The following is a 19,773-nucleotide window of genomic DNA, read 5'->3' as shown; positions in this document are numbered from 1 at the left end:
GGAGCGAGCCGCTCGCACGGTCGAGCTTTCCTCCCCTCCTCGGGCGCTCGTCGCCCGCCAACGCACGCCTTTGGGGGCGCAGATGCACCTATCGAAACGCCGCATCGGGCTGGGCCTGATGACAACCACCCTGCTCGCCACATCGCCGGTCCTGGCCGAGACGATTCCCGCCGATCTCTCAGGCGTCGATCCGCAGGCCACCGCCGTCGGCGATGTGATCGTGACCGCCTCGGGCTCGACCGTCGACGTGCGCGACGCCCCGGCCTCGGTCAGCGTCATCACCCGCGACGAGATCGAACGTCAGCCGGTCCAGAGCCTGGGCGAACTGCTGGGCCGCCTGCCCGGCGTGACCGGCGGCGTCAGCCCGACCGGCGCCATGTCCAAGATCACCATCCGCGGCCTGCCGGACAACTACACCCTGGTTCTGGTCGACGGGCGTCGCGTCGGCAACTCGCGCGACATCAGCTATCGCCCCGACCTGGGCCGCCAGGATCTGAACTGGATCTCGCCCGACATGATCGAGCGCATCGAGGTGGTGCGCGGCCCGATGTCGTCCCTCTACGGCTCCGACGCCATGGGCGGGGTCATCAACATCATCACCCGCAAGATCGCCCCGACGTGGCGCGGCTCGGCCAACACCAGCTACACCTGGTCCGAGGATTCCGAGCGCGGCGACGCCTATCAGCTGGGCGTCAACGTGGCCGGCCCGCTCACGGAGAACCTGGGCCTGCGCCTGGGCGCGACCTACGCCCGCACCAATCCCGACGAAGTGAACCTCTCCGGCGCCAACGGCACGGGCGGCGTCGTCAACAAGAGCCTGAACGGCGTGCTGAACTGGGCGCCCGTCGAGAACCACAACCTCTCGTTCGAGGCCAACTATGGGGTGGAGGAGCCTCTGGCGCCCAAGCTGCTGGTGCCGAACCGCAACGGCGTGCTGACGCCGCAGGGGGCCTTCGGCTCGGAAACCGAACGCACCAACTTCCGCGCCGGCCACGAAGGCGAATGGTCCTTCGGCAAGACGCGCCTGGACGTCTATCGCAACGCCTTCGAGAACAAGGCGATGGGCGAGTACGGCGGCTCCGGCGAATTCGAGGAGTGGATCGTCGACGGCCTGTGGAACTTCGAAAAGAATTTCGTCTGGCGGCACAAGGTCGCCCTCGGCGCCCAGTACCGCCAGGAAGAGCTGACCAACACCGACACCATCGGCACGGTGCCGATCGACTATGACGGCAACGTCATCACCGGGGCCACGCTGAAAGGCGACACGGCGGCCGTCTTCGCCGAGGACCAGATCACCCTGCGCGAAAACCTGCTGCTGACGCTCGGCGGCCGCCTGGACAGCCACGACAAGTACGGCGAGCACTTCAGCCCGCGCGCCTATCTGGTATGGCATCCGGCCGAGGCCTGGACCCTGCGCGGCGGCGTGTCCAAGGGCTTCCGCGCCCCGTCCCTGAAGGAGAACAGCGCCGGCGCCGCGACCCAGTCCGGCGGCAACGGCTGCCGGGGCCTGATCGGCATGGCCGCCAAGGACAAGAACGGCAATCCGATCCTGGACGGAAACGGCAATCCGCTGGTCTACACCTCGGGCGGCTGCTGGATGGCGGGCAACCCCAACCTCAAGCCCGAGGAAAGCACCAGCTACGAGTTCGGCTTCGCCTATCACGGCGACGCCTACAGCTTCGCCGCCACCTATTTCCACACCGACTTCGAGAACAAGATCCAGTACGCGCCGCTGGGCTATTTCGAAGGCCGCTGGTGGACCAAGAACGAGAACGTCCAGCGCGCCCGCACCAAGGGCCTGGAGCTCAGCGGTTCTGCGGCCCTGCCCTACGACCTGACCCTGCGCGGCAACGCCACCTGGATGATCGAGGCCAAGAACCTGGACACCGGGGCCAGCCTGATCACCACGCCGGAATGGTCGGGTTACGCCTCGCTGGACTGGCGGGCGACCGATCGTTTGGGGGTCATGCTGTCGGCCCAGTACACCGGCGAACAGCTGAGCGGCGGCTCGACCCTGACCAACGCCCGCACCGAGTTCGACCTGACCACCGCCTATGAGGCGTCCGACACGGTGACCCTGCGCGCCGGCGTCTCCAACCTCTTCAACGAGAAGGTCAGCGGCACCGCCGGCGATGGCTACTACTCGCCCGGCCGCCGCTTCTTCGTTGGCCTGACCACCCGCTTCTGATCCGGAAAACTCAATCATGACCAACCTCCGCAAATCCCTTCGCGGCGTCGCCCTCGGCGCGCTTCTGGCGGCGTCCGCCATCGCGGTTCCGGCCATCGCCTCGGCCCAGAGCCTGTTCTCTGCTCCCGAGCGCCTGATCGAAGGCCAGGTGAGCTTCTCGTCCGGCGAGCGCGGCAAGCCCGTCCTGCCAGGCGGCCCGGTCGTGGCTGCCGGTCGCGGCTTCCACCCCGGCCAGAGCATCACCTTGATGTACGGCCAGACGCCGCTGTCGACCGGCCCGATCACGGCGAACGCCGAGGGCGGCTTCGAAGCGCGCCTGACGCTGCCGGCGAACGCCCAGCCCGGCAACCACCCGATCGTGGCGGTGTCGCAGGCGCCCTACAACGCCGTCCTGGCCAATCTGAAGATCTCGCCGAACGTGCCGCTGTCGAACGAGGCGGCCTACCGGATCACCAGCATCCAGCCGACGCGCGGCCTGTACCAGACCGCCTACAGCGCCAAACGCAACGCCGTCTTCGCCACCTCGGCGGTCGGCCGTCCGCCGGTGCGCCAGTCGGAGCTGCTGCGCCTGAACGCCGACACCCTGGCGGTCGAAGCCCGCATCACCCCGGCCGCCGCGCCGGGCCGCGCCGGCCGCGACGGCCAGCCCCAGGACGGCGGCGTCTTCGCCGTCTACGGCGTCGGGGTCGATGACGCCAACGACACCGTCTGGGTCTCGAACAGCCGCCAGAACACGGTCGCCGTCTATCGCCAGTCGGACCTGTCGCTGGTGCGCCAGTTCGAGCCGGGCACGGTCAACCACGCCCGCGACGTCGTCATCGACGAAGAGCACGGCAAGGCCTACGCCAGCGCCACCTTCGAGCCCGAGGTCGTGGTGTTCGACACCGCCGCACTGACGGTCGCCAAGCGCATCAAGATCGACTCGACCGTACGCGGCGAAACCTTCTCGGCCGCCAGCGTCTCCTATGACCGCGAAGCGCGCCGCCTGTACGTCGCCTCCAACTCGACCAATGAGGTCGCGGTCATCGACGCCGCCGCCGACACCGTGCTGAACGTCTTCCGCGTCCCCGGCGCGCGCAGCGTGATCGGCGTCTCGCACGATCCCCAGACCGACCGCATCTTCGTCGCGGCCCAGGGCACCGACAACCTGGTGGTGCTGAACGGTTCGGACGGCTCGGTCGTGGCCGACACCCCGGTCGGCGCGGGCGCCCTGAACGTGGTGTTCGAGCCGAAGTCGCGCCGCGCCTTCGTCAGCACCTTCGGCGCGGGCACGGTGACGGTGACGGACGTCGACGGCCGCATCGTCGCCAATCTGCCCGCCCCGCCGGTGGCGAACCACGTCTCGGCTGACGGGCGCGGCAACGTCTATGTCGCGGTCAAGTCCGGCTGGACCACGGACGGAAACGACTCCGTGCTGCGCATCCGCCCGGCGCGTTGATCCGAACAGCCCCCGCGCCGGGCGCGGGGGCTTTTTTTCTTGCCGCCCGACCTAGCCTCGATAGGGCGCCGCGAAGCGCAGGACGGCCGGCAGGGCCGCATAGGGCGTCGAGCCGTGGTCCTCGTCCTCCAGCACCCGCAGGCTCGCCCCACGGGCCTCCAGATCGCGGGCGTTGGAGACCATGCGCCGAGCCAGGTGCGCGGGCGGCAGCCCCTCCATCTCCTCACGGGCGCCGACCGCGACCAGCAGGTTCGCGCTCTCAGGCTGTGCGGCGACCACCGCCGGGTTCCACCAGATCGACGGGCTGATCGCAGCATAGCGGGCGAAGGGCGCTCCGGCGGCGCGCGCCTCGAGGACGAAAAGGCCCGACATGGAATGACCCATCAGCACCACCTGCTCGAGATCCGCGCCCAGGGCCGCCAGCTGCGGCAGCACCTCCGTCGCCAGCCGCGCCAGCAGGGCCGCGCCGCGCGGCTCCGGCGCCTGGCCCTGCGGTCCCGGCGTGAAGGCGTAGGCGGCCACGCGATCAGCCACGCGCGACAGGGTGACGCCCGCCGTCATCATCGCCTCCACCCGCGTCTTGGCCGAGCGCCGCAGCAACCGTCCGGACACCTGGGCGGCCGTATCGAAGAAGGCCTCGCCCTCCAGCAGCACCAGAACCGGCCAACCGCCGGGCGGCCGTTCGCCCTGCGGCGTCGCCACCCGCACGTCCACGGCGGGCGCGCCATCGACAGCGGGCAGGCGGATGGCGTAGGGCTGGGTCGTGTCGGGAGCCGCGTCCTTCTGGGACGGGTCTGCAGGGGCGGGCGAGGTCAGCGTCATACGGCCACCCTAGCCTATCTGGCCATTGATATGTATTGCGACGCATTCTCTGAGTGGAGTTCGTGAATTGGCGAACGCTGAAAACGCCGTGCCCGAGGCGGTTGTCGCCTATTCCAGAAGCGTGCGGACCAAGCTGTTCGCCATCGCCGTTCTGGCCGCGCTGGCGGCGGCGGCCCTGCTGCTCGACATCGCCACCGGCCCCTCGTCGATCTCGCCCCTGACGGTGCTGAAAGGGGTGTTCGATCCGTCCAGCCTGAGCACGGCCCAGCAGGCCATCGTCTGGCAGGTGCGCCTGCCCTACGCCCTGATGGCGATGATGGTCGGCGCGGCGCTGGCCCTGGCGGGCGCCGAGATGCAGACGGTGCTGAACAATCCGCTGGCCAGCCCCTTTACGCTGGGCGTGTCCTCAGCCGCGTCGTTCGGGGCGTCGCTGGCGATCGTGCTGGGCCTGGGATCGTCCTTCATCGGGGCCGACTGGCTGGTGCCGCTGAACGCCTTCGTCTTCGCCTTCGGTTCGGTGCTGGCGCTACAGGCCCTGGCGCGGATGAAGGGATCGGGGATCGAGAGCATCGTCCTGTTCGGCATCGCCCTGGTCTTCGCCTTCAACGCCCTGACGGCGCTGGTGCAATTCCTGTCCTCGGCCGAGGCGCTGCAGCAGCTGGTGTTCTGGACCATGGGCTCGCTGTCGCGCGCGACCTGGAGCAATGTCGCGGCCCTAGCGGTGGTGTTGGTCGTGGTGACGCCTTTCTCCCTGCTGTCGTCGCGCGCCCTGACGGCCCTGCGGCTGGGCGAGGACCGGGCCATGAGCTTCGGCGTCGATGTGAAGCGGCTGCGTTTCCTGTCGCTGCTGCGGGTCAGCCTGCTGTCGGCGACGGCCGTGGCCTTCGTCGGCGCCATCGGCTTCATCGGCCTGGTCGGGCCGCACATCGCCCGCCTGCTGGTGGGTGAGGATCACCGCTACTTCCTACCCGCCAGCATCCTGGCCGGGGCGGTCATCATGTCGCTGGCCTCGGCGGCGTCCAAGATCATCGTGCCGGGCGTGCTGATGCCCGTCGGCATCGTCACCGCGGTGATCGGCGTGCCGGTCTTCCTCCTGCTGATCTTCCGCAACGGAGGCCGGGCATGAGCGACCTGTCGATCAGCGGCCTCGACGCCGGTTACGGCGGCCAACCCATCATCAGCGGCTTCAGCCTGCCGCCCCTGACCGCAGGCGAAGTCGTGTCCGTCGTCGGCCCCAACGGAGCGGGCAAGAGCACCCTGCTGCGCAGTCTGGCGGGCCTGATCCCGGCGCACGGCTCGATCCGACTGGACGAGACCGAACTGACCCGGCTGTCGCTGGCCGATCGGGCCAAGCGCGTCACCTACATGCCCCAGACCCTGCCGCAGGGCGTGGCCCTGACGGTGCTGGAGACGGTGGTCGCCTCGATCCGCGCCACGCCCCTGCGCGGCGCCGTCTACACCGACGCCCAGGCGGCCGAGCGCGCCTATGAGGTGCTGCAACGCATCAACGCCGAGACTCTGGCCGGGCAGCGTCTGGACCGTTTGTCGGGCGGCCAGAAACAGCTAGCGGGCCTGGCGCAGGCCCTGGCGCGCGAGCCGCGCTTGCTGCTGCTGGACGAGCCGACCAGCGCCCTGGACCTGCACTATCAGCTGCGCGTGCTGGATCTAGCGCGCGAGGCGGCGGCCGAGCGGGGCATGACGGTGATGATCGTCCTGCACGACCTGCAGGCGGCAGCGCGCGTCTCGGACCGGATCGCCGTCATGGCCAAGGGAAAACTGGTCGCTTTCGGAACGCCGGACGAGGCGATCACGCCCGATATCCTGGCCGAGGTCTATCGCGTCTCGGCCCGCGTCCAGCGCTGCGACCGCGGCGCGCTCCAAGTCATGATCGACGATGTTCTGACGGGCTGATCGCCCCGCCCGCCAATCTCTCTGAGCCAAGAAAGAGGCCCGACTGCATCTGCGGCCGGGCCTTTTCTTATTCAGTCCCGATCGGATCAGGGACGGATCAGCGTCACCACGTCGCCGGTCGGATCGACCGGGACCGGCGTGCCCGCCGGGGCGCCGCGCGGCAGGCCGCGGGCCTTGTTCGAGACGTAGACGGCGTTGGTCGCGCGGTCGATGGCGATGGTCTGGGGGAAGGTGCCCGTCTCCAGGTTTGCCTTCACCGCATAGGTGTCCGAATCGATCACCGTCACCGTGCCCGCCTGACGGTTGGCGACGTAGATCTGCTTGACCGCGCCGTTGTAGGCGACGCTCAGGGCGCCCGCGCCGGTGGCGATCTTCTGGATCAGGGCGCCGGTGTCGGCGTTCAGCACCGTCAGCTCGCCCGACTTCTGATGCGCCACGAACAGGCGGCGCCCTTCGGAATCCACGGCGATATTGATCGCGGCGTCGGCGCCCGACGGCCATTTGCCGACGGTTTCGCCCGTGGCCAGATCGATGGCGGCGACTTCGTTGCTGCCCATGCCCGTGACATAGAGGCGGTTCGTCGCCCCATCGAGAGCGGCGCCCATAAGGGTGCTGACCTGAACCGGGATGGTGCGTTCCAGGGTATTGGTCGCCCCGTCGATGACCCAGACGAGGTTCGGCTTGGCCGCGTCGCCCGCTTCGCCGCCGACATCGGTGACATAGACCTTGTTGTTCGCCTCATCGACGACGACCTGGCGGACGTGGCCGCCGTTCTCGCCGTTACGGACCGAGCCGATCACCGCGCCCGTGCGGGCGTTGATGGCCGTGATGACGCCCGCGCGGGTGTCGGTGCCATACAGAACTTGAGTGCGGGTGTTCAGGTTCAGGCCGTAGAGCGGGTTGGCCGAGACGTCGACCGAGGATTCCGGAGCCAGCGTCTGGCCCTGCAGGCGGACGATCTGGGCCTGGTTTGCGCCGCGCGGGCCGACGGCGGCGACATAGAGGTCGTTGTCGGCCGGGTTGAAGACGATCTCGTACAGGCCGCCAGGGGCGACCTTGACGGTCTTCTCGATCGTCTGGGCCGAGGCGGTCGACGCTATCGCCAGGGCGGCGAAGGCGGCGGCGGTCAGAATGCCGTTGCGAAGGGTGATCATGGCGGTTCTCCGGGGTGAAATCAGGCGGCCGGGACCAGGTCGGTCCAGTAGTCCCCGCGATAGGGGACGGCCAGAAAGTCCTTGTTGATCGTGTCCAGCGTCGCGCGCGGATCCAGGTCAGCGAACAGCTCGGGCTGGATCCACTTGGCCAGGACTTCGGCAGCGACGATGTCGATGGGCGAGTTGATCAACTGGTGCGACAGGCCGTGCACCCTGCCCTCGCGCACAGCCTTCAGGGTCGACAGGCCCCGCCGCCCGGCCACGCGGCGCAACGAGGCGCGCGAGGTCTCGACGTCGTATTTCGGACCGACGACGAAGCCGCCGGTCTTCTCCAGATGCGGGCCGCCGGTGGCGATGTAGATATCGGGATCGCGCTCGACCACGAACTCCAGGTTCAGCTTGCCCGACGGCTGTTTCAGCACCTCGGCGCCGATGTTGCGGGCGCCGACGAAGGTCAGATAGTCGCCGATGTTCCCGGCGCCCACCGAGTTGCAGCAGTCCGGCCCGTTGCCCGCGTGCGCCTCCAGGAAGACGGTCGGCTTCTGCTCGTCCCTTAGACCGGCCACGCGGTCGGAGATGGTCTTCAGCCTGGAGGCGCGGAAGGCGTTATAGGCTTCCGCCTGTTCCTCGCGGCCGATCATGGCCCCCAGCAGGGACAGGCTGCGCGGCTGGTTCTCGAACGGGTGCTGGAAGAAATCGATATAGGCCACGCGCACGCCCGCCTGCTCCAACTGGGCGGTCTGGGCGTCGGTCGGGCCGGAATCCAGGGACACCAGGGCCACCTGCGGCTGGGCGCCCAGCACCGCCTCGACGTTGAAGGCGGCGGCCGAACTCGGCGTCTTGGGCAGGCTCGCCAGCGTCGGCGACTTCTCCAGATAGGCGGCGTAGATGTCCGGGCTGAGGCGGTTCACGTCGCCCGCCCAGGCGGCCAGCAGACTGACCGGATCGGGATGGATCAGCGACAGGGCGATCAGGAAGCGACTGTCGTCGATCGACAGCTTCGTCACCGGCGGGGTGATCGCCAACGGCCGGTCGCGCAGGTCGGTCAGCAGCGAGGACGAGCCGGCCGCGTCGCGGCGCGTACAGGCGGCGGCCCCGGTCGCCATCAGGGCGGCGGCGCCCATCAGCAGGGCCCGACGTCCCAACCTCACCTCGACCATCGACCCGTTCTCCGCCCATTCATCAGCGACGCCAGCGGCGTTTCGCCTCGACGCTTAATGATAATCAGTGTCAGCTTCAATCGCTGATTTGTCGCATGAAGCGGTGCGGCCGTTCAGCGCGGCGGGATGATCCGAGCGAAACGGGCGGCGTCCCCGCGGGGAAGCGCCTGGTCCGGCGCCGCTTCTTGACGCACGGCCTCGGTCAGGGCCTTGGGATCGTCGCAGAAGATGCGATGCAGCATGGCCATGACGGCCTCGGCGCGTTCGTCAGCCAGCGAATAATAGATGGAGCGCGACTCGCGCCGGGTCTTCACCAGCCCCGACTGGCGCAGCTCGGCCAACTGTTGCGACAGGCCCGGCTGGCGCAGGCCCAGCTCCTGTTCCAACTGACCGACCGAACGCTCCTGCTGAGCGATATGGCACAGGATCAGCAGGCGATTGGCGTTGGCCAGTTGCCGCAGCAGTTCAGCCGCCTCGGGCGCGGCCGCCTTCAACCGTTCCAGATCGTCGCCAGGGGTCATCGCGACGCCGGTTGATAATACCAGGCGTCATCGCCCGACAGCACATCGCCCAGGTCGGTCGGCGCCGCCTGAAGCAGGGGCGCGCCCGGCGTCCAGCCCTCGGGCGCCGAAGCCCCTTCCCGATCCGCCGCCTGCAGGGCCGTGACCAGCCGCAGCAGCTCCTCGACCGAGCGGCCGACGTTCATCGGGTACCAGCTGATCGCCCGCACCACGCCGTTCGGATCGATGACGAAGGTGGCGCGCACCGAGGCGCTGTCCGGCGCCGCCGGATCGATCATCCCATAGGCCTGGGCGATGACCATGGAGGGATCTTCGATGATCGGAAACTCCACCGTCACGCCGAAGCGGTCGCGGATGTCCTTCAACCAGGCCAGGTGGGAATAGAGGCTGTCGACCGACAGACCCAGCAGCTCGCAGCCGATGGCGTTGAAGTCCGCCTGACGCCGAGCCAGGGCGATGAACTCGCTGGTGCAGACCGGGGTGAAATCCGCCGGGTGCGAGAAGAAGGCCAGCCACCGCCCGCGATAGTCGCTCAGCCGACGCTGGCCGCGCGTCGTGCGCGCGGTGAAATCCGGCGCCGCCTCATTGATCCGCAGCGGCCGCAGGAAAGGCGTGTCCGTCATCGAGTCGGTTTCCATGCCATAGGGCTACGCGCAGTCGGGGTGCAGCGCACCTTGAAAACAATTACTTGTATATAATATGTAAATATCTAATTGCTTGATAAAGATCAATGCGGAGAAACGCCGTGACTGACGCCCATATCGACCCCGCCCGCGATCACGCCGCGGACTTGATCCAGGCCGCCCTGGCTGAAGCCAGCCGCCGCCCGGTCGTTAAATCCTTCTTTGACGAGGCCACCTTCACCGTCAGCCATGTCGTGCGCGACCCGAACTCCAGGGCCTGCGCCATCATCGACAGCGTGCTGGACTATGATCCCGCCTCTGGCCGCACCTCGACCGCCTCTGCCGACGCCCTGATCGCCTATGTCGAGGCCGAAGACCTTGAGGTTCACTGGCTGCTGGAGACCCACGCTCACGCCGACCACCTGTCGGCCGCGCCCTACCTGCAGGAACGCCTCGGCGGCCGCCTGGCCATCGGCCGCGACATCATCAAGGTGCAGGACGTCTTCGGCAAAGTGTTCAACGAGGGGACCGAGTTCCGTCGCGACGGCAGCCAGTTCGACCAACTTTTCGACGACGGCGACCGCTTCGCCATTGGCGAGCTTAAGGCCACGGCCCTGCACGTGCCCGGCCACACTCCGGCCTGTCTGGCCTATGTGATCGGCGACGCGGTCTTCCCCGGCGACACCCTGTTCATGCCCGACTTCGGCACGGCGCGCTGCGACTTCCCCGGCGGCGACGCGCGGACGCTGTATCGCTCGATCAAGCGGCTGCTGTCCCTGCCCGCCGCGGCGCGCGTCTTCCTGTGCCACGACTACAAGGCGCCGCCCGCCCGCACCGAGTTCGCGTGGGAGACGACCATCGGCGATCAGTGCGCCTGCAACATCCACGTCCGCGACGGCGTGACCGAGGATGAGTTCGTCCAGATGCGGAACGCCCGCGACGCCACCTTGTCCATGCCGCGCCTGATCCTGCCTTCGGTTCAGGTCAACATGAACGGCGGCCGCATGCCCGAGCCGGAAGACAACGGCGTCCGCTACCTGAAAATGCCCATCAACGCGCTCTGATCCTCAAGCCCTTTAAAGCCCCCTTTCCTCAAAGCCAGAGAACCGCCTCATGGACATCCGCCCCCTGGAAGACCGCCTGCACGTCTCGCCGCAGATCCTGCCTGAGGAGGTCCAGACAGCGGCCGATCAAGGCTATCGCGCCATCATCTCCAACCGCCCCGACGCCGAAGAGACGGGCCAGCCGATGACCGAGGACATCCGCGCCGCCGCCGAGGCCGCAGGCCTGAGCTTCGTCCACATCCCCATTCGCGGCGGAGCCATGACGCCGGACGACGTGGCGCGCTTCAAGACGGCGCTGGCCGAACTGCCCCAGCCCATCCTCGGCTACTGCCGTTCGGGCACCCGCACCACCTATCTGTGGGCCCTGTCGCAGGCGGGCGAACGCCCGGCTGAAGAGATCGTCGCCCTGGCCGCCGCCGCCGGCTACGATGTCTCGCCGCTCGGCCCGCGTCTGGAGGGCTGAGGCATGGCCCATCCGCAAGCTTCCCAGACCTGCGACGTCCTGATCGTCGGCGGCGGCGCCGCCGGGATCGCCACGGCGGCCAGCCTGCTGCGCCGCCGCCCCGGCCTTGACGTCGTGATCGTCGAGCCGTCTGAGCGTCACTATTACCAGCCCGGCTGGACGCTGGTCGGCGCGGGCGTCTTCACGCCCGAGCGCACCATGCGCGAGACCTGCCGCCTGATCCCCACGGGCGCCCGCTGGATTCAGGACAGCGTCGTCGACTTCGCGCCCGAGGCCGATCAGGTGCGCCTGTCGGACGGCCGTCGCATAGGCTATCGCGCCCTGGTCGCCGCGCCGGGCATCAAGCTGGACTGGGACGCCATCCCCGGCTTGAACGAGACGCTGGGCCGCAACGGCGTGACCTCCAACTACCGCTTCGATCTGGCGCCCTATACGTGGAAGCTGGTGCAGGAGCTTAAGGGCGGCCGCGCCCTGTTCACCCAGCCGCCCATGCCGATCAAATGCGCGGGCGCGCCGCAGAAGGCCCTCTATCTGTCGGCCGACCACTGGCAGCGCACCGGCGCCCTCAAGAACGTGGACATCGAGTTCCACAACGCCGGGGCCGTGCTGTTCGGGGTCAAGGACTATGTCCCCGCCCTGATGAAATACATCGAGCGCTACGGCGTCGACCTGCGCTTCAACTCGCGCCTGACCGCCATCGACGGCGAGGCTCGCCGCGCGACCTTCGCCGTCACTGACGCGGACGGCGCCGTCAGCGAAGTCGTCCGCGACTTCGACATGATCCACGTCTGCCCGCCGCAGACCGCGCCCGACTTCATCCGCGCCAGCCCGCTGGCGGCCGACAGCGGCTGGATCGACGTCGATCAGGCGACCCTGCACCACAACCGCCTCGACAACGTCTTCGGCCTGGGCGACGCCTGCTCGGCGCCCAACGCCAAGACGGCCGCCGCCGCCCGCAAACAGGCGCCGGTCGTGGCCGAGAACGTCATCTCCATGCTGGACGGCAAGGCGCTGAAGGCGGTCTACGACGGCTACGGCTCCTGCCCCCTGACGGTCGAGCGCGGCAAGATCGTGCTGGCCGAGTTCGGCTATGGCGGCAAGCTGCTGCCCAGCTTCCCGGCGTGGATGCTGGACGGGCGTCAGCCGACGCGCCGCGCCTGGCACCTGAAGGCGCAGGCCCTGCCGGAAATCTACTGGGTCGGGATGCTGAAGGGCCGCGAATGGCTTTGCGCCCCCGACTGCGTCGAGCCGGGCGTCGCCCCGCGAACGAGGGCCGCGTGATGAGCGAGTCCCTCAGCCTTTTGCAGTATGGCCTGGGCGCCGGGGCGGGGTCGCTGGTCGGCTTCACCCTGGGCCTGGTGGGCGGGGGCGGCTCGATCCTGGCCGTGCCGCTGATCGTCTATCTGGTGGGCGTGAAGGATCCGCACCTGGCCATCGGCACCAGCGCCTTCGCCGTGGCGGCCAACGCCTTCGCCAATCTGCTGAACCACGCCCGACACGGGGCGGTGAAGTGGAAGATCGCCCTGCTGTTCGCGGCGGCGGGCGTGGTCGGGGCGGCGCTGGGCTCCAGCCTGGGCAAGGCCGTGGACGGGCAGAAGCTGCTGGCCCTGTTCGCCGTGCTGATGCTGATCGTCGGCGCCCTGATGCTGCGCGGCCGCTCTGCGGCGGGCGACCCGCACGTGACTCTGAACGCGGGCAATGCGCCCAAGCTGGTGGGCACGGGCGCGGCCACGGGGATGCTGTCGGGCTTCTTCGGCATCGGCGGCGGCTTCCTGATCGTGCCCAGCCTGATGGGGTCGACCGGCATGCCCATCTATTACGCCGTCGGCTCGTCCCTGGTCGGCGTCACCGCCTTCGGCCTGACCACCGCCTTCAACTATGCGCTGGCGGGATGGGTGGACTGGCCGCTGGCGGCGGTCTTCATCGGCGGCGGCGTTCTGGGCGGGTTGGCGGGCGCGCGGCTGGCCAAACTGATGTCCAGCCGCAAGGGCCTGCTGAACAGCGTCTTCGCGGGCCTGATCTTCGTGGTGGCCCTCTATATGCTGTATCAGAGCGCCGTAGCCCTGAATCTGATCGGCTAGGCCTGCGGGCCGCCGCGCGAAACGACGGCCCGCAGCCTTTCTATCCGCCGATGGACATGACCACGCGGCCTTCGATCTGGCCCTTGTGCATCCGGGCGAAGATGTCGTTGATGTTGTCCAGCGGCTCGATCGTGTTGATCGACTTCACCTTGCCGTCGGCGGCGAAGTCCAGCGCCTCCTGAAGGTCCAGCCGCGTGCCGACGATCGAGCCGCGCACCGTCGTCCCGTTCAGCACCATATCGAAGATCGACAGCGGGAAATCGCCCGCCGGCAGACCGTTCAGCGCCACGGTCGCCCCACGCGACGTCATTCCCAGCGCCTGTTCGAACGCCTTGGGCGAAACAGCCGTGACCAGCACGCCCTGGGCGCCGCCGTCGGTCTGGCGCTTGATGTCAGCGGCGGGGTCGTTGGAGGTCTTGGCGTTGACCGTCACCGTCGCGCCTAACCGCCGAGCCAGATCCAGCTTGGCGTCGTCGATGTCGACCGCCGCCACGTTCAGCCCCATCGCCTTGGCGTACTGCACGGCCAGATGGCCCAAACCGCCGACGCCCGAGATCACCATCCAGTCGCCCGGCTTGGTGTCGGTCATCTTCAGACCCTTGTAGACCGTGACCCCGGCGCACAGGATCGGCGCGATCTCCTCGAAGCCGATGTTGTCAGGCAGATGGCCGACGAAGTTCGGATCGGCCACCACATATTCGGCGAAGCTGCCGTTAACCGAATAGCCGGTGTTCTGCTGCTCGTGGCACAGGGTCTCCCAGCCGCCGAGGCAATGTTTGCAGTGGCCGCAGGCGGTGTAGAGCCACGGCACGCCGACGCGGTCGCCTTCCTTGACGTGCTTGACCCCGGCGCCGACGCCCGAGACATAGCCGACGCCTTCGTGGCCCGGAATGAAGGGCGGGTTCGGCTTGACCGGCCAGTCGCCCTCGGCCGCGTGCAGGTCGGTGTGGCAGACGCCGGTGGCCTCGATCTTCACCTGGATCATGCCGGGGCCGGGCGTCGGGATCGGCGCGTCCTCGATCACCAGCGGCTTGCCGAACTCCCGCACGACGGCGGCCTTCATGGTTGCAGCCATGGTCTTTCCTCCTGGGTTGCAATCGCAAGACAAAAGGCGCGAACCGAAGTCCGCGCCTTGATGGAAATCAGAAGAAGCCCAATTTGTCCGGGCTGTAGCTGACCAGCAGGTTCTTGGTCTGCTGATAGTGATCCAGCATCATGCGGTGGTTCTCACGCCCGATGCCCGACTTCTTGTAGCCGCCGAAGGCCGCGTGCGCCGGATACTGGTGGTAGCAGTTGGTCCAGACGCGGCCCGCCTGAACGGCCCGGCCCGCGCGATAGGCGGTGTTCATGTCGCGCGACCACACCCCGGCGCCCAGGCCGTATTCGGTGTCGTTGGCGATGGCGATGGCCTCTTCCAGCGTCTTGAAGGTGGTCACGGCCAGGACGGGGCCGAAGATCTCCTCTTGGAAGATCCGCATGTCGTTCGTGCCCTTGAACACGGTCGGCTTGACGTAATAACCGCCCGCCAGATCATCCTTCAGCACCGCCTGATCGCCGCCGGTCAGCACCTCGGCGCCTTCGTCCTTGCCGATCTTCAGATAGGACAGGATCTTCTTCAGCTGCTGGTCCGAGGCCTGGGCGCCGACCTGGGTGGTCGGGTCCAGCGGGTCGCCCTGCTTGATGGCCTCGACGCGGGCGATCGCCTTCTCGATGAAGGCCTCATAGATGTCTTCGTGGATCAGGGCGCGGCTGGGGCAGGTGCAGACCTCGCCCTGGTTCAGCGCGAACATGGCGAAGCCTTCCAGAGCCTTGTCGAGGAAGGCGTCGTCGGCGTCCATCACGTCCTTGAAGAAGATGTTCGGCGACTTGCCGCCCAGCTCCAGCGTCACGGGGATGATGTTCTGGGTGGCGTATTCCATGATCTTCTGGCCGACGGCGGTCGAGCCGGTGAAGGCGATCTTGGCGATGCGCGGATTGGTGGCCAGGGGCTCGCCGACCTCGATCCCCGTGCCCGACACGATGTTCAGCACGCCCGGCGGCAGGATGTCCTGGATCAGCTCGGCCAGCAGCAGGATGGAGGCCGGCGTCTGCTCAGCCGGCTTCAGCACGATGCAGTTGCCCGCCGCCAGGGCCGGGGCGATCTTCCACGCCGCCATCAGGATGGGGAAGTTCCACGGAATGATCTGGCCGACCACGCCCAGCGGCTCGTGGAAATGATAGGCGACCGTGTCGTTGTCCAGCTCGGAAATGCCGCCTTCCTGCGCCCGGATGCAGCCGGCGAAATAGCGGAAGTGGTCGATGGCCAGCGGGATGTCGGCCGCGAGCGTCTCGCGCACCGGCTTGCCGTTGTCCCAGGTCTCGGCCTCGGCGATGGCCTGCAGGTTCTGCTCCATGCGGTCGGCGACGCGGTTCAGGATCAGGGCGCGCTGGGCGACGCTGGTCTTGCCCCAGCCGTCCCTGGCCGCGTGGGCGGCGTCCAGCGCCAGCTCGACGTCGGCCGCGTCCGAGCGAGCCACCTCGCACAGGACGCGGCCGTTCACCGGGGAGGTGTTCTCGAAATAACGGCCGTTGACGGGGGCGACCCACTGGCCGCCGATGAAGTTGTCGTAGCGCGCCTTGTATTTCGGCGTCACGGCGCGGACGAATTCGGGTTTGGTCATGGGAACGGCCTCCTTGCGGTTTCCTTGGGCGCCGATTGTCGGCGTCGTTTGAAGCAAGGTCGGTCGGCCTGGCGGCCTGTTCCAGACGCCGCCCGGATGGTGCGGCGCACACCTGTCGCAGACTTGCGACAGTTTCCGTCGGGATCGGTCAGTTCAGGTCGATCAGGCCCAGACGGTGCAGCTTGCGGTGCAGGGTGGCGCGGCTGACGCCCAGCGCCCGCGCCGCCGCCGAGACATTGCCACCGGTGCGGGCCAGGGCGCGGCGCACCGCCCCCCGCTCGGCCTCCAGCAGGTCGATCTCGGCCCCGCCCGGCGTCAGCAGGTCCGAGGCCGGCAGCTGGGCCGCGATCCGCTCGTCGGTGATCGACAGCGACAGGCGCGCCGCCCGCGTGGCGCCGATGACCAGGTCGTCGCGATCGACGGCCAGAAGGGCGGCCGCATTGCGCTCGCTGGCCCCGCCCGCCAGCACGATGCGCGCATCGGCGAAGGCCTGGCGGAAGGTCTGCGCCTCGATCGCCCGCGCCGCATCGGCCACCGCCGCCGAGATCAAGCCCAGGATCGCCTCGGTCGCGTCGGCGCGGCACGACGAGACGTCCAGCGCCCCGGCCAGCCGCCCCATATGGTCGTGGATGGGATGGGTGATGCAGCTCAGCCCCGTGTTGCGGGCGTGGAAATGCTGTTCGCGATGGATGGTCACGGCGCGATGCTCGGCCAAGGCCGTGCCGATGCCGTTGGTGCCCTCGACCGCCTCGGACCAAACGGCGCCGGGCCACAGGCCCCAGCGGTGGAAGGTGTCGTCGTCCGCGGCCGCCCCGCGTCGCTCGACCGGCACGCCCTCGGCGTTGGTCAGCAGGACGCAGCACCCCACCCCGCCGACGGCCAGGAACAGCCGGTCCAGCACGCCTTCGGCCGCGCGCGTCATCGCCTCCATCGCCTGACGCGCCTCGCGCAGCTGCTGTTCGGTGATGGTCTCGACCGCGCCGTGTTCGCTGGGGTCCAGGCCGTACAGGGTCACGGACCGACGCCACGACGCCGCCAAAGCCGAGCGCGCCCCGGCGCCCTCGTCGTCCAGCGCCTGACGGATCAGGCTGGCGTGTTCATCTCGCACTCTATCGCCCATGGCCGCAGCCTCCCAGGGTCAAGGTCGACCCCGATCAGACCCCCAAGAGCGCCGAGCGTCAATGCGACCTTTGCTCTAGGTCTCAGCCCGCTCGAACAGACCGGCCATGTCGACGCGGCGGCTGAGCAAGCCTTCCAGGGTGTAGCCGTCCAGCACCTTCATGAAGGCGGCCAGGGCCTGATGCAGGGCGCCCGTCAGGCCGCAGGCCGGGGCGATGATGCAACTGCCGCAGTCGACCAGATCGAAGCCGTCCTCGGTATGGCGCACCACGGCCCCGACATTGATCTGATCTGGCGGACGCGCCAGCCGCACCCCGCCGAACCGCCCGCGCACGCTGACCAGATAGCCCGCGTTCACCAGATCGCTGACCACCTTCATCAGATGGTTCTGCGAGATGCCGTAGGCCTGGGCGATCTCCGCGATCGAGCACAGCCGATCCTGGCGCGCGCCCAGATAGAGCAGCACCCGCATGGCGTAGTCGGTGTAGCGCGTCAGGCGCATTCAGCCTCTCGTGAGCCTTGGCGATCAGCGCGTCATCGCGCCGCAGAAAATTATATGCATCCTCGTTGCATGTTTCAAACGCGGGCTATAGATGCATTATCAATGCATCAATGGAGCGAAGGCGATGAACGGCCGCTCGCACAGTCAGACATCACAGCCGACGGACGGCCCCGACGCCGCTTCTGCGCCAGCGCCCTATCGCTCCACCCCGGTGTTCGACGCCGCCACCTTGCCCGCCGCCCTGCGAGCCGATCACAGCCTCAAGGCCGGAACCTGGGGGCTGATCCAGGTGCTGGAGGGCGAAGTTCGCTTGACCTATAGCGACCCGCACATGACCACCGTCCTGAAGCCCGGAACGCCGGGCCGCATCGGGCCGCAGCAGGTTCATTTCGTCGAGCCGCTGGGGCCGATGAAGATGCGCGTCGAATTCTACGACCGGCCGCCCGACGGCTAGGGCGCGGCCTCCCCCCTTCCTCCCCTTCCACATCGCAACGCCTAGGAGTTTCCTGATGGCTCAAGCCCTCAGCGAGCGCACGATCGCGCTTGTCAAAGCCACTGTCCCCGCGCTCGAGGCCCACGGCCTCGACATCGTCCGCGAGATGTATTCGCGGATGTTCCAGAACCCCGAGATCCGCGACCTGTTCAACCAGTCGCACCAGGGCGACGTCGGCTCGCAACCGCGCGCCCTGACCGGCGCCATCCTGGCCTACGCCAAGAACATCGACAACCTGAGCGCCCTGGCCGCCGCGGTCGAGCGCATCGCCCAGAAGCACGTCGGCCTGCAGATCCTGCCCGAACACTATCCCCATGTCGGAAACGCCCTGCTGGGCGCCATCGCCCATGTGCTGGGCGAGGCCGCGACCGAAGAGATCATGACCGCCTGGGGCGAGGCCTACTGGTTCCTGGCCGACATCCTGATCACCCGCGAGGCGGCCATCTATGAAGACCTGGCGGCGGCTCACGGCGGCTGGAACGGCTGGCGCGCCTTCGAGGTGGTCGAGGTGCGTCCCGAAAGCTCGGTCATCACCTCCTTCGTGCTGAAGCCCAAGGACGGCGGCCCGGTGCTGCGTCACCGACCGGGCCAGTATCTGACCTTCTGGTTCGATGTTCCCGGCCATGCGCCGATCAAGCGCAACTACTCCATCTCCTGCGCGCCGAACGACGAGACCTATCGCATCTCGGTCAAGCGCGAGGACAAGGGTCTGGCCTCGGGCTGGCTGCACGACAACGCCCGCGTCGGCATGGTGCTGAAGGTCGGGGCTCCGGCGGGCGACTTCTTCCTGCCCGAAACGCCGCAGCGCCCGGTCGTCCTGCTGTCCGGCGGCGTCGGCCTGACGCCCATGGTGTCGATGCTGGAGACGCTGGTGGCGGAGAAGACGGACACCGAGGTCCACTATGTCCACGGCGCCTATGATGCAGGAGCCCACGCCATGGGGCCGCACATCCGCGCCCTGACGGCGGCCCATCCGCGCGCGCGCAGCACCGTCTTCTATGAAGCCCCGGCCAATGACGGCGACGGCCATGATCACGCGGGACGCATCTCTGGCGCCTGGCTGAGCCAGCAGACGCCGATCCAGGAGGCCGACTACTATCTGTGCGGCCCGCGCCCCTTCCTGCGCGCCCTAGTGTCGGACCTGCGCGACGCTGGCGTCCCGGCCGACCGCATCCACTATGAGTTCTTCGGTCCGGCGGACGAAATCCTCGCCGCCTGAGAACTCACGTCGAATCTGGGCCGTCCACGAGGCGGCCCAGGCTTCGCTCAATCCGGCTCGGTCGCCGCCAGACGAGCGGGATCGACGCGGTGCGTCACCATGCGGCGATGCAGATCGGTGATCACCCCGCTGCCCGTCTTGACGCACAGGCCCGGAAACACGGCGTGGACGAAGCATGCCAGCGAGCCGACGAACATGGCCGCGCCGAACGAGGCGGCGACGCCCATGTGCTCCGTATAGCTCTCTCCGACCGAGGCCGGGTGATCGACGAACAGACGCTTGAGCATGAACCCTCCGCTACAGGCGACGGAGGATATCTCGATATTCAGAGAGGATCATTTCTTTTCAATCTCCG

Annotated in this window: 20 protein-coding genes; 10 read left to right on the top strand and 10 right to left on the bottom strand. The window is 68.2% G+C overall.

Features of this window, described 5'->3' with window-relative positions:
• The first annotated feature begins 82 nt into the window (after nucleotides 1-82).
• Nucleotides 83-2,188 carry a TonB-dependent receptor domain-containing protein gene (locus ACU5AP_RS09100; protein ID WP_446681112.1) on the top strand — a complete coding sequence of 702 codons (2,106 nt, stop codon included), beginning with the start codon at nucleotides 83-85 and terminating at the stop codon, nucleotides 2,186-2,188.
• A gap of 16 nt (nucleotides 2,189-2,204) precedes the next feature.
• Nucleotides 2,205-3,626 (top strand): YncE family protein, encoded by a 1,422-nt coding sequence (locus ACU5AP_RS09095; RefSeq protein ID WP_446681111.1) that lies wholly within the window; start codon nucleotides 2,205-2,207, stop codon nucleotides 3,624-3,626.
• A gap of 51 nt (nucleotides 3,627-3,677) precedes the next feature.
• Here the strand turns inward: ACU5AP_RS09095 and ACU5AP_RS09090 are convergent, their stop codons facing one another.
• Nucleotides 3,678-4,448 carry an alpha/beta hydrolase gene (locus ACU5AP_RS09090; RefSeq protein WP_446681110.1) on the bottom strand — a complete coding sequence of 257 codons (771 nt, stop codon included), beginning with the start codon at nucleotides 4,446-4,448 and terminating at the stop codon, nucleotides 3,678-3,680.
• Nucleotides 4,449-4,515: 67 nt separating this feature from the next.
• Between ACU5AP_RS09090 and ACU5AP_RS09085 the strand changes: the two genes are divergently transcribed.
• A complete protein-coding gene (locus ACU5AP_RS09085) occupies nucleotides 4,516-5,574 on the top strand; it encodes a FecCD family ABC transporter permease (RefSeq protein ID WP_446681109.1) in 1,059 nt (352 codons plus the stop codon).
• A complete protein-coding gene (locus ACU5AP_RS09080; RefSeq protein WP_446681108.1) occupies nucleotides 5,571-6,359 on the top strand; it encodes an ABC transporter ATP-binding protein in 789 nt (262 codons plus the stop codon). Before ACU5AP_RS09085 ends, ACU5AP_RS09080 begins: the two co-directional genes overlap by 4 nt.
• Before the next feature lie 86 nt (nucleotides 6,360-6,445).
• On the opposite strand, the gene ACU5AP_RS09075 is transcribed toward ACU5AP_RS09080, so the two are convergent.
• The 4 genes from ACU5AP_RS09075 to ACU5AP_RS09060 form a co-directional block, all read right to left on the bottom strand.
• The gene (locus ACU5AP_RS09075; RefSeq protein WP_446681107.1) at nucleotides 6,446-7,513 is read right to left on the bottom strand and encodes a YncE family protein; all 1,068 of its coding nucleotides are present in this window, start codon (nucleotides 7,511-7,513) and stop codon (nucleotides 6,446-6,448) included.
• A gap of 20 nt (nucleotides 7,514-7,533) precedes the next feature.
• Nucleotides 7,534-8,673: an ABC transporter substrate-binding protein gene (locus ACU5AP_RS09070; RefSeq protein ID WP_446681106.1), complete on the bottom strand. Its 1,140-nt coding sequence runs from the start codon at nucleotides 8,671-8,673 to the stop codon at nucleotides 7,534-7,536.
• A gap of 113 nt (nucleotides 8,674-8,786) precedes the next feature.
• Nucleotides 8,787-9,194: an ArsR/SmtB family transcription factor gene (locus ACU5AP_RS09065; RefSeq protein WP_003163713.1), complete on the bottom strand. Its 408-nt coding sequence runs from the start codon at nucleotides 9,192-9,194 to the stop codon at nucleotides 8,787-8,789.
• Nucleotides 9,191-9,832 carry a peroxiredoxin gene (locus ACU5AP_RS09060; RefSeq protein ID WP_128719573.1) on the bottom strand — a complete coding sequence of 214 codons (642 nt, stop codon included), beginning with the start codon at nucleotides 9,830-9,832 and terminating at the stop codon, nucleotides 9,191-9,193. Before ACU5AP_RS09060 ends, ACU5AP_RS09065 begins: the two co-directional genes overlap by 4 nt.
• 92 nt (nucleotides 9,833-9,924) lie before the next feature.
• Between ACU5AP_RS09060 and ACU5AP_RS09055 the strand changes: the two genes are divergently transcribed.
• The 4 genes from ACU5AP_RS09055 to ACU5AP_RS09040 are packed head-to-tail and all read left to right on the top strand — an operon-like array spanning nucleotide 9,925 to nucleotide 13,425.
• A complete protein-coding gene (locus tag ACU5AP_RS09055) occupies nucleotides 9,925-10,881 on the top strand; it encodes an MBL fold metallo-hydrolase (RefSeq protein WP_128719572.1) in 957 nt (318 codons plus the stop codon).
• Between the two features lie 49 nt (nucleotides 10,882-10,930).
• Nucleotides 10,931-11,344, top strand: coding sequence for a TIGR01244 family sulfur transferase (locus tag ACU5AP_RS09050; protein WP_088411170.1), 414 nt, complete (start codon nucleotides 10,931-10,933; stop codon nucleotides 11,342-11,344).
• 3 nt (nucleotides 11,345-11,347) lie between these two features.
• Nucleotides 11,348-12,625: an NAD(P)/FAD-dependent oxidoreductase gene (locus ACU5AP_RS09045; RefSeq protein ID WP_312991255.1), complete on the top strand. Its 1,278-nt coding sequence runs from the start codon at nucleotides 11,348-11,350 to the stop codon at nucleotides 12,623-12,625.
• Nucleotides 12,625-13,425, top strand: a complete 801-nt coding sequence (locus ACU5AP_RS09040) for a sulfite exporter TauE/SafE family protein (protein WP_046651737.1) — start codon at nucleotides 12,625-12,627, stop codon at nucleotides 13,423-13,425. The genes ACU5AP_RS09045 and ACU5AP_RS09040 overlap by 1 nt, the downstream gene beginning before the upstream one ends.
• Before the next feature lie 40 nt (nucleotides 13,426-13,465).
• On the opposite strand, the gene adhP is transcribed toward ACU5AP_RS09040, so the two are convergent.
• From adhP to ACU5AP_RS09020, 4 genes are all read right to left on the bottom strand, one after another.
• Nucleotides 13,466-14,500, bottom strand: coding sequence for an alcohol dehydrogenase AdhP (adhP, locus tag ACU5AP_RS09035; RefSeq protein ID WP_088411168.1), 1,035 nt, complete (start codon nucleotides 14,498-14,500; stop codon nucleotides 13,466-13,468).
• Between the two features lie 67 nt (nucleotides 14,501-14,567).
• A complete protein-coding gene (exaC, locus tag ACU5AP_RS09030) occupies nucleotides 14,568-16,085 on the bottom strand; it encodes an acetaldehyde dehydrogenase ExaC (RefSeq protein WP_088411167.1) in 1,518 nt (505 codons plus the stop codon).
• Between the two features lie 148 nt (nucleotides 16,086-16,233).
• Nucleotides 16,234-17,205 carry a GAF domain-containing protein gene (locus tag ACU5AP_RS09025; RefSeq protein ID WP_128719570.1) on the bottom strand — a complete coding sequence of 324 codons (972 nt, stop codon included), beginning with the start codon at nucleotides 17,203-17,205 and terminating at the stop codon, nucleotides 16,234-16,236.
• A gap of 75 nt (nucleotides 17,206-17,280) precedes the next feature.
• Complete coding sequence (locus ACU5AP_RS09020; protein ID WP_003163721.1) at nucleotides 17,281-17,706, bottom strand: RrF2 family transcriptional regulator; 426 nt, start codon at nucleotides 17,704-17,706, stop codon at nucleotides 17,281-17,283.
• Nucleotides 17,707-17,830: 124 nt separating this feature from the next.
• On the opposite strand from ACU5AP_RS09020, the gene ACU5AP_RS09015 reads away from it, so the two are divergent.
• Nucleotides 17,831-18,160 (top strand): DUF1971 domain-containing protein, encoded by a 330-nt coding sequence (locus ACU5AP_RS09015; protein ID WP_083673930.1) that lies wholly within the window; start codon nucleotides 17,831-17,833, stop codon nucleotides 18,158-18,160.
• Between the two features lie 55 nt (nucleotides 18,161-18,215).
• Complete coding sequence (gene hmpA / locus ACU5AP_RS09010; RefSeq protein ID WP_128719568.1) at nucleotides 18,216-19,418, top strand: NO-inducible flavohemoprotein; 1,203 nt, start codon at nucleotides 18,216-18,218, stop codon at nucleotides 19,416-19,418.
• Between the two features lie 47 nt (nucleotides 19,419-19,465).
• Here hmpA and ACU5AP_RS09005 read toward each other — a convergent pair whose 3' ends face one another.
• A complete protein-coding gene (locus tag ACU5AP_RS09005) occupies nucleotides 19,466-19,705 on the bottom strand; it encodes a DUF6356 family protein (RefSeq protein ID WP_128719567.1) in 240 nt (79 codons plus the stop codon).
• Between the last annotated feature and the right edge of the window lie 68 nt (nucleotides 19,706-19,773).

The organism is Brevundimonas sp. RM1, assembly GCF_052907225.1.
The sequence above is the reverse complement of the archived record's forward strand: the minus strand, read 5'-3'. Positions and strand labels throughout refer to the sequence as shown.

Coding starts and splice junctions, on each gene's coding strand:
- ACU5AP_RS09020 (WP_003163721.1), bottom strand. CDS start 17,706: ATGCGCCTGACGCGCTACACCGACTACGCCATGCGGGTGCTGCTCTAT.
- ACU5AP_RS09060 (WP_128719573.1), bottom strand. CDS start 9,832: ATGGAAACCGACTCGATGACGGACACGCCTTTCCTGCGGCCGCTGCGG.
- ACU5AP_RS09075 (WP_446681107.1), bottom strand. CDS start 7,513: ATGATCACCCTTCGCAACGGCATTCTGACCGCCGCCGCCTTCGCCGCC.
- adhP (WP_088411168.1), bottom strand. CDS start 14,500: ATGGCTGCAACCATGAAGGCCGCCGTCGTGCGGGAGTTCGGCAAGCCG.
- ACU5AP_RS09070 (WP_446681106.1), bottom strand. CDS start 8,673: ATGGTCGAGGTGAGGTTGGGACGTCGGGCCCTGCTGATGGGCGCCGCC.
- ACU5AP_RS09015 (WP_083673930.1), top strand. CDS start 17,831: ATGAACGGCCGCTCGCACAGTCAGACATCACAGCCGACGGACGGCCCC.
- ACU5AP_RS09040 (WP_046651737.1), top strand. CDS start 12,625: ATGAGCGAGTCCCTCAGCCTTTTGCAGTATGGCCTGGGCGCCGGGGCG.
- exaC (WP_088411167.1), bottom strand. CDS start 16,085: ATGACCAAACCCGAATTCGTCCGCGCCGTGACGCCGAAATACAAGGCG.
- ACU5AP_RS09025 (WP_128719570.1), bottom strand. CDS start 17,205: ATGGGCGATAGAGTGCGAGATGAACACGCCAGCCTGATCCGTCAGGCG.
- ACU5AP_RS09005 (WP_128719567.1), bottom strand. CDS start 19,705: ATGCTCAAGCGTCTGTTCGTCGATCACCCGGCCTCGGTCGGAGAGAGC.
- ACU5AP_RS09055 (WP_128719572.1), top strand. CDS start 9,925: ATGCGGAGAAACGCCGTGACTGACGCCCATATCGACCCCGCCCGCGAT.
- ACU5AP_RS09080 (WP_446681108.1), top strand. CDS start 5,571: ATGAGCGACCTGTCGATCAGCGGCCTCGACGCCGGTTACGGCGGCCAA.
- ACU5AP_RS09045 (WP_312991255.1), top strand. CDS start 11,348: ATGGCCCATCCGCAAGCTTCCCAGACCTGCGACGTCCTGATCGTCGGC.
- ACU5AP_RS09065 (WP_003163713.1), bottom strand. CDS start 9,194: ATGACCCCTGGCGACGATCTGGAACGGTTGAAGGCGGCCGCGCCCGAG.
- ACU5AP_RS09090 (WP_446681110.1), bottom strand. CDS start 4,448: ATGACGCTGACCTCGCCCGCCCCTGCAGACCCGTCCCAGAAGGACGCG.
- ACU5AP_RS09050 (WP_088411170.1), top strand. CDS start 10,931: ATGGACATCCGCCCCCTGGAAGACCGCCTGCACGTCTCGCCGCAGATC.
- ACU5AP_RS09095 (WP_446681111.1), top strand. CDS start 2,205: ATGACCAACCTCCGCAAATCCCTTCGCGGCGTCGCCCTCGGCGCGCTT.
- ACU5AP_RS09100 (WP_446681112.1), top strand. CDS start 83: ATGCACCTATCGAAACGCCGCATCGGGCTGGGCCTGATGACAACCACC.
- hmpA (WP_128719568.1), top strand. CDS start 18,216: ATGGCTCAAGCCCTCAGCGAGCGCACGATCGCGCTTGTCAAAGCCACT.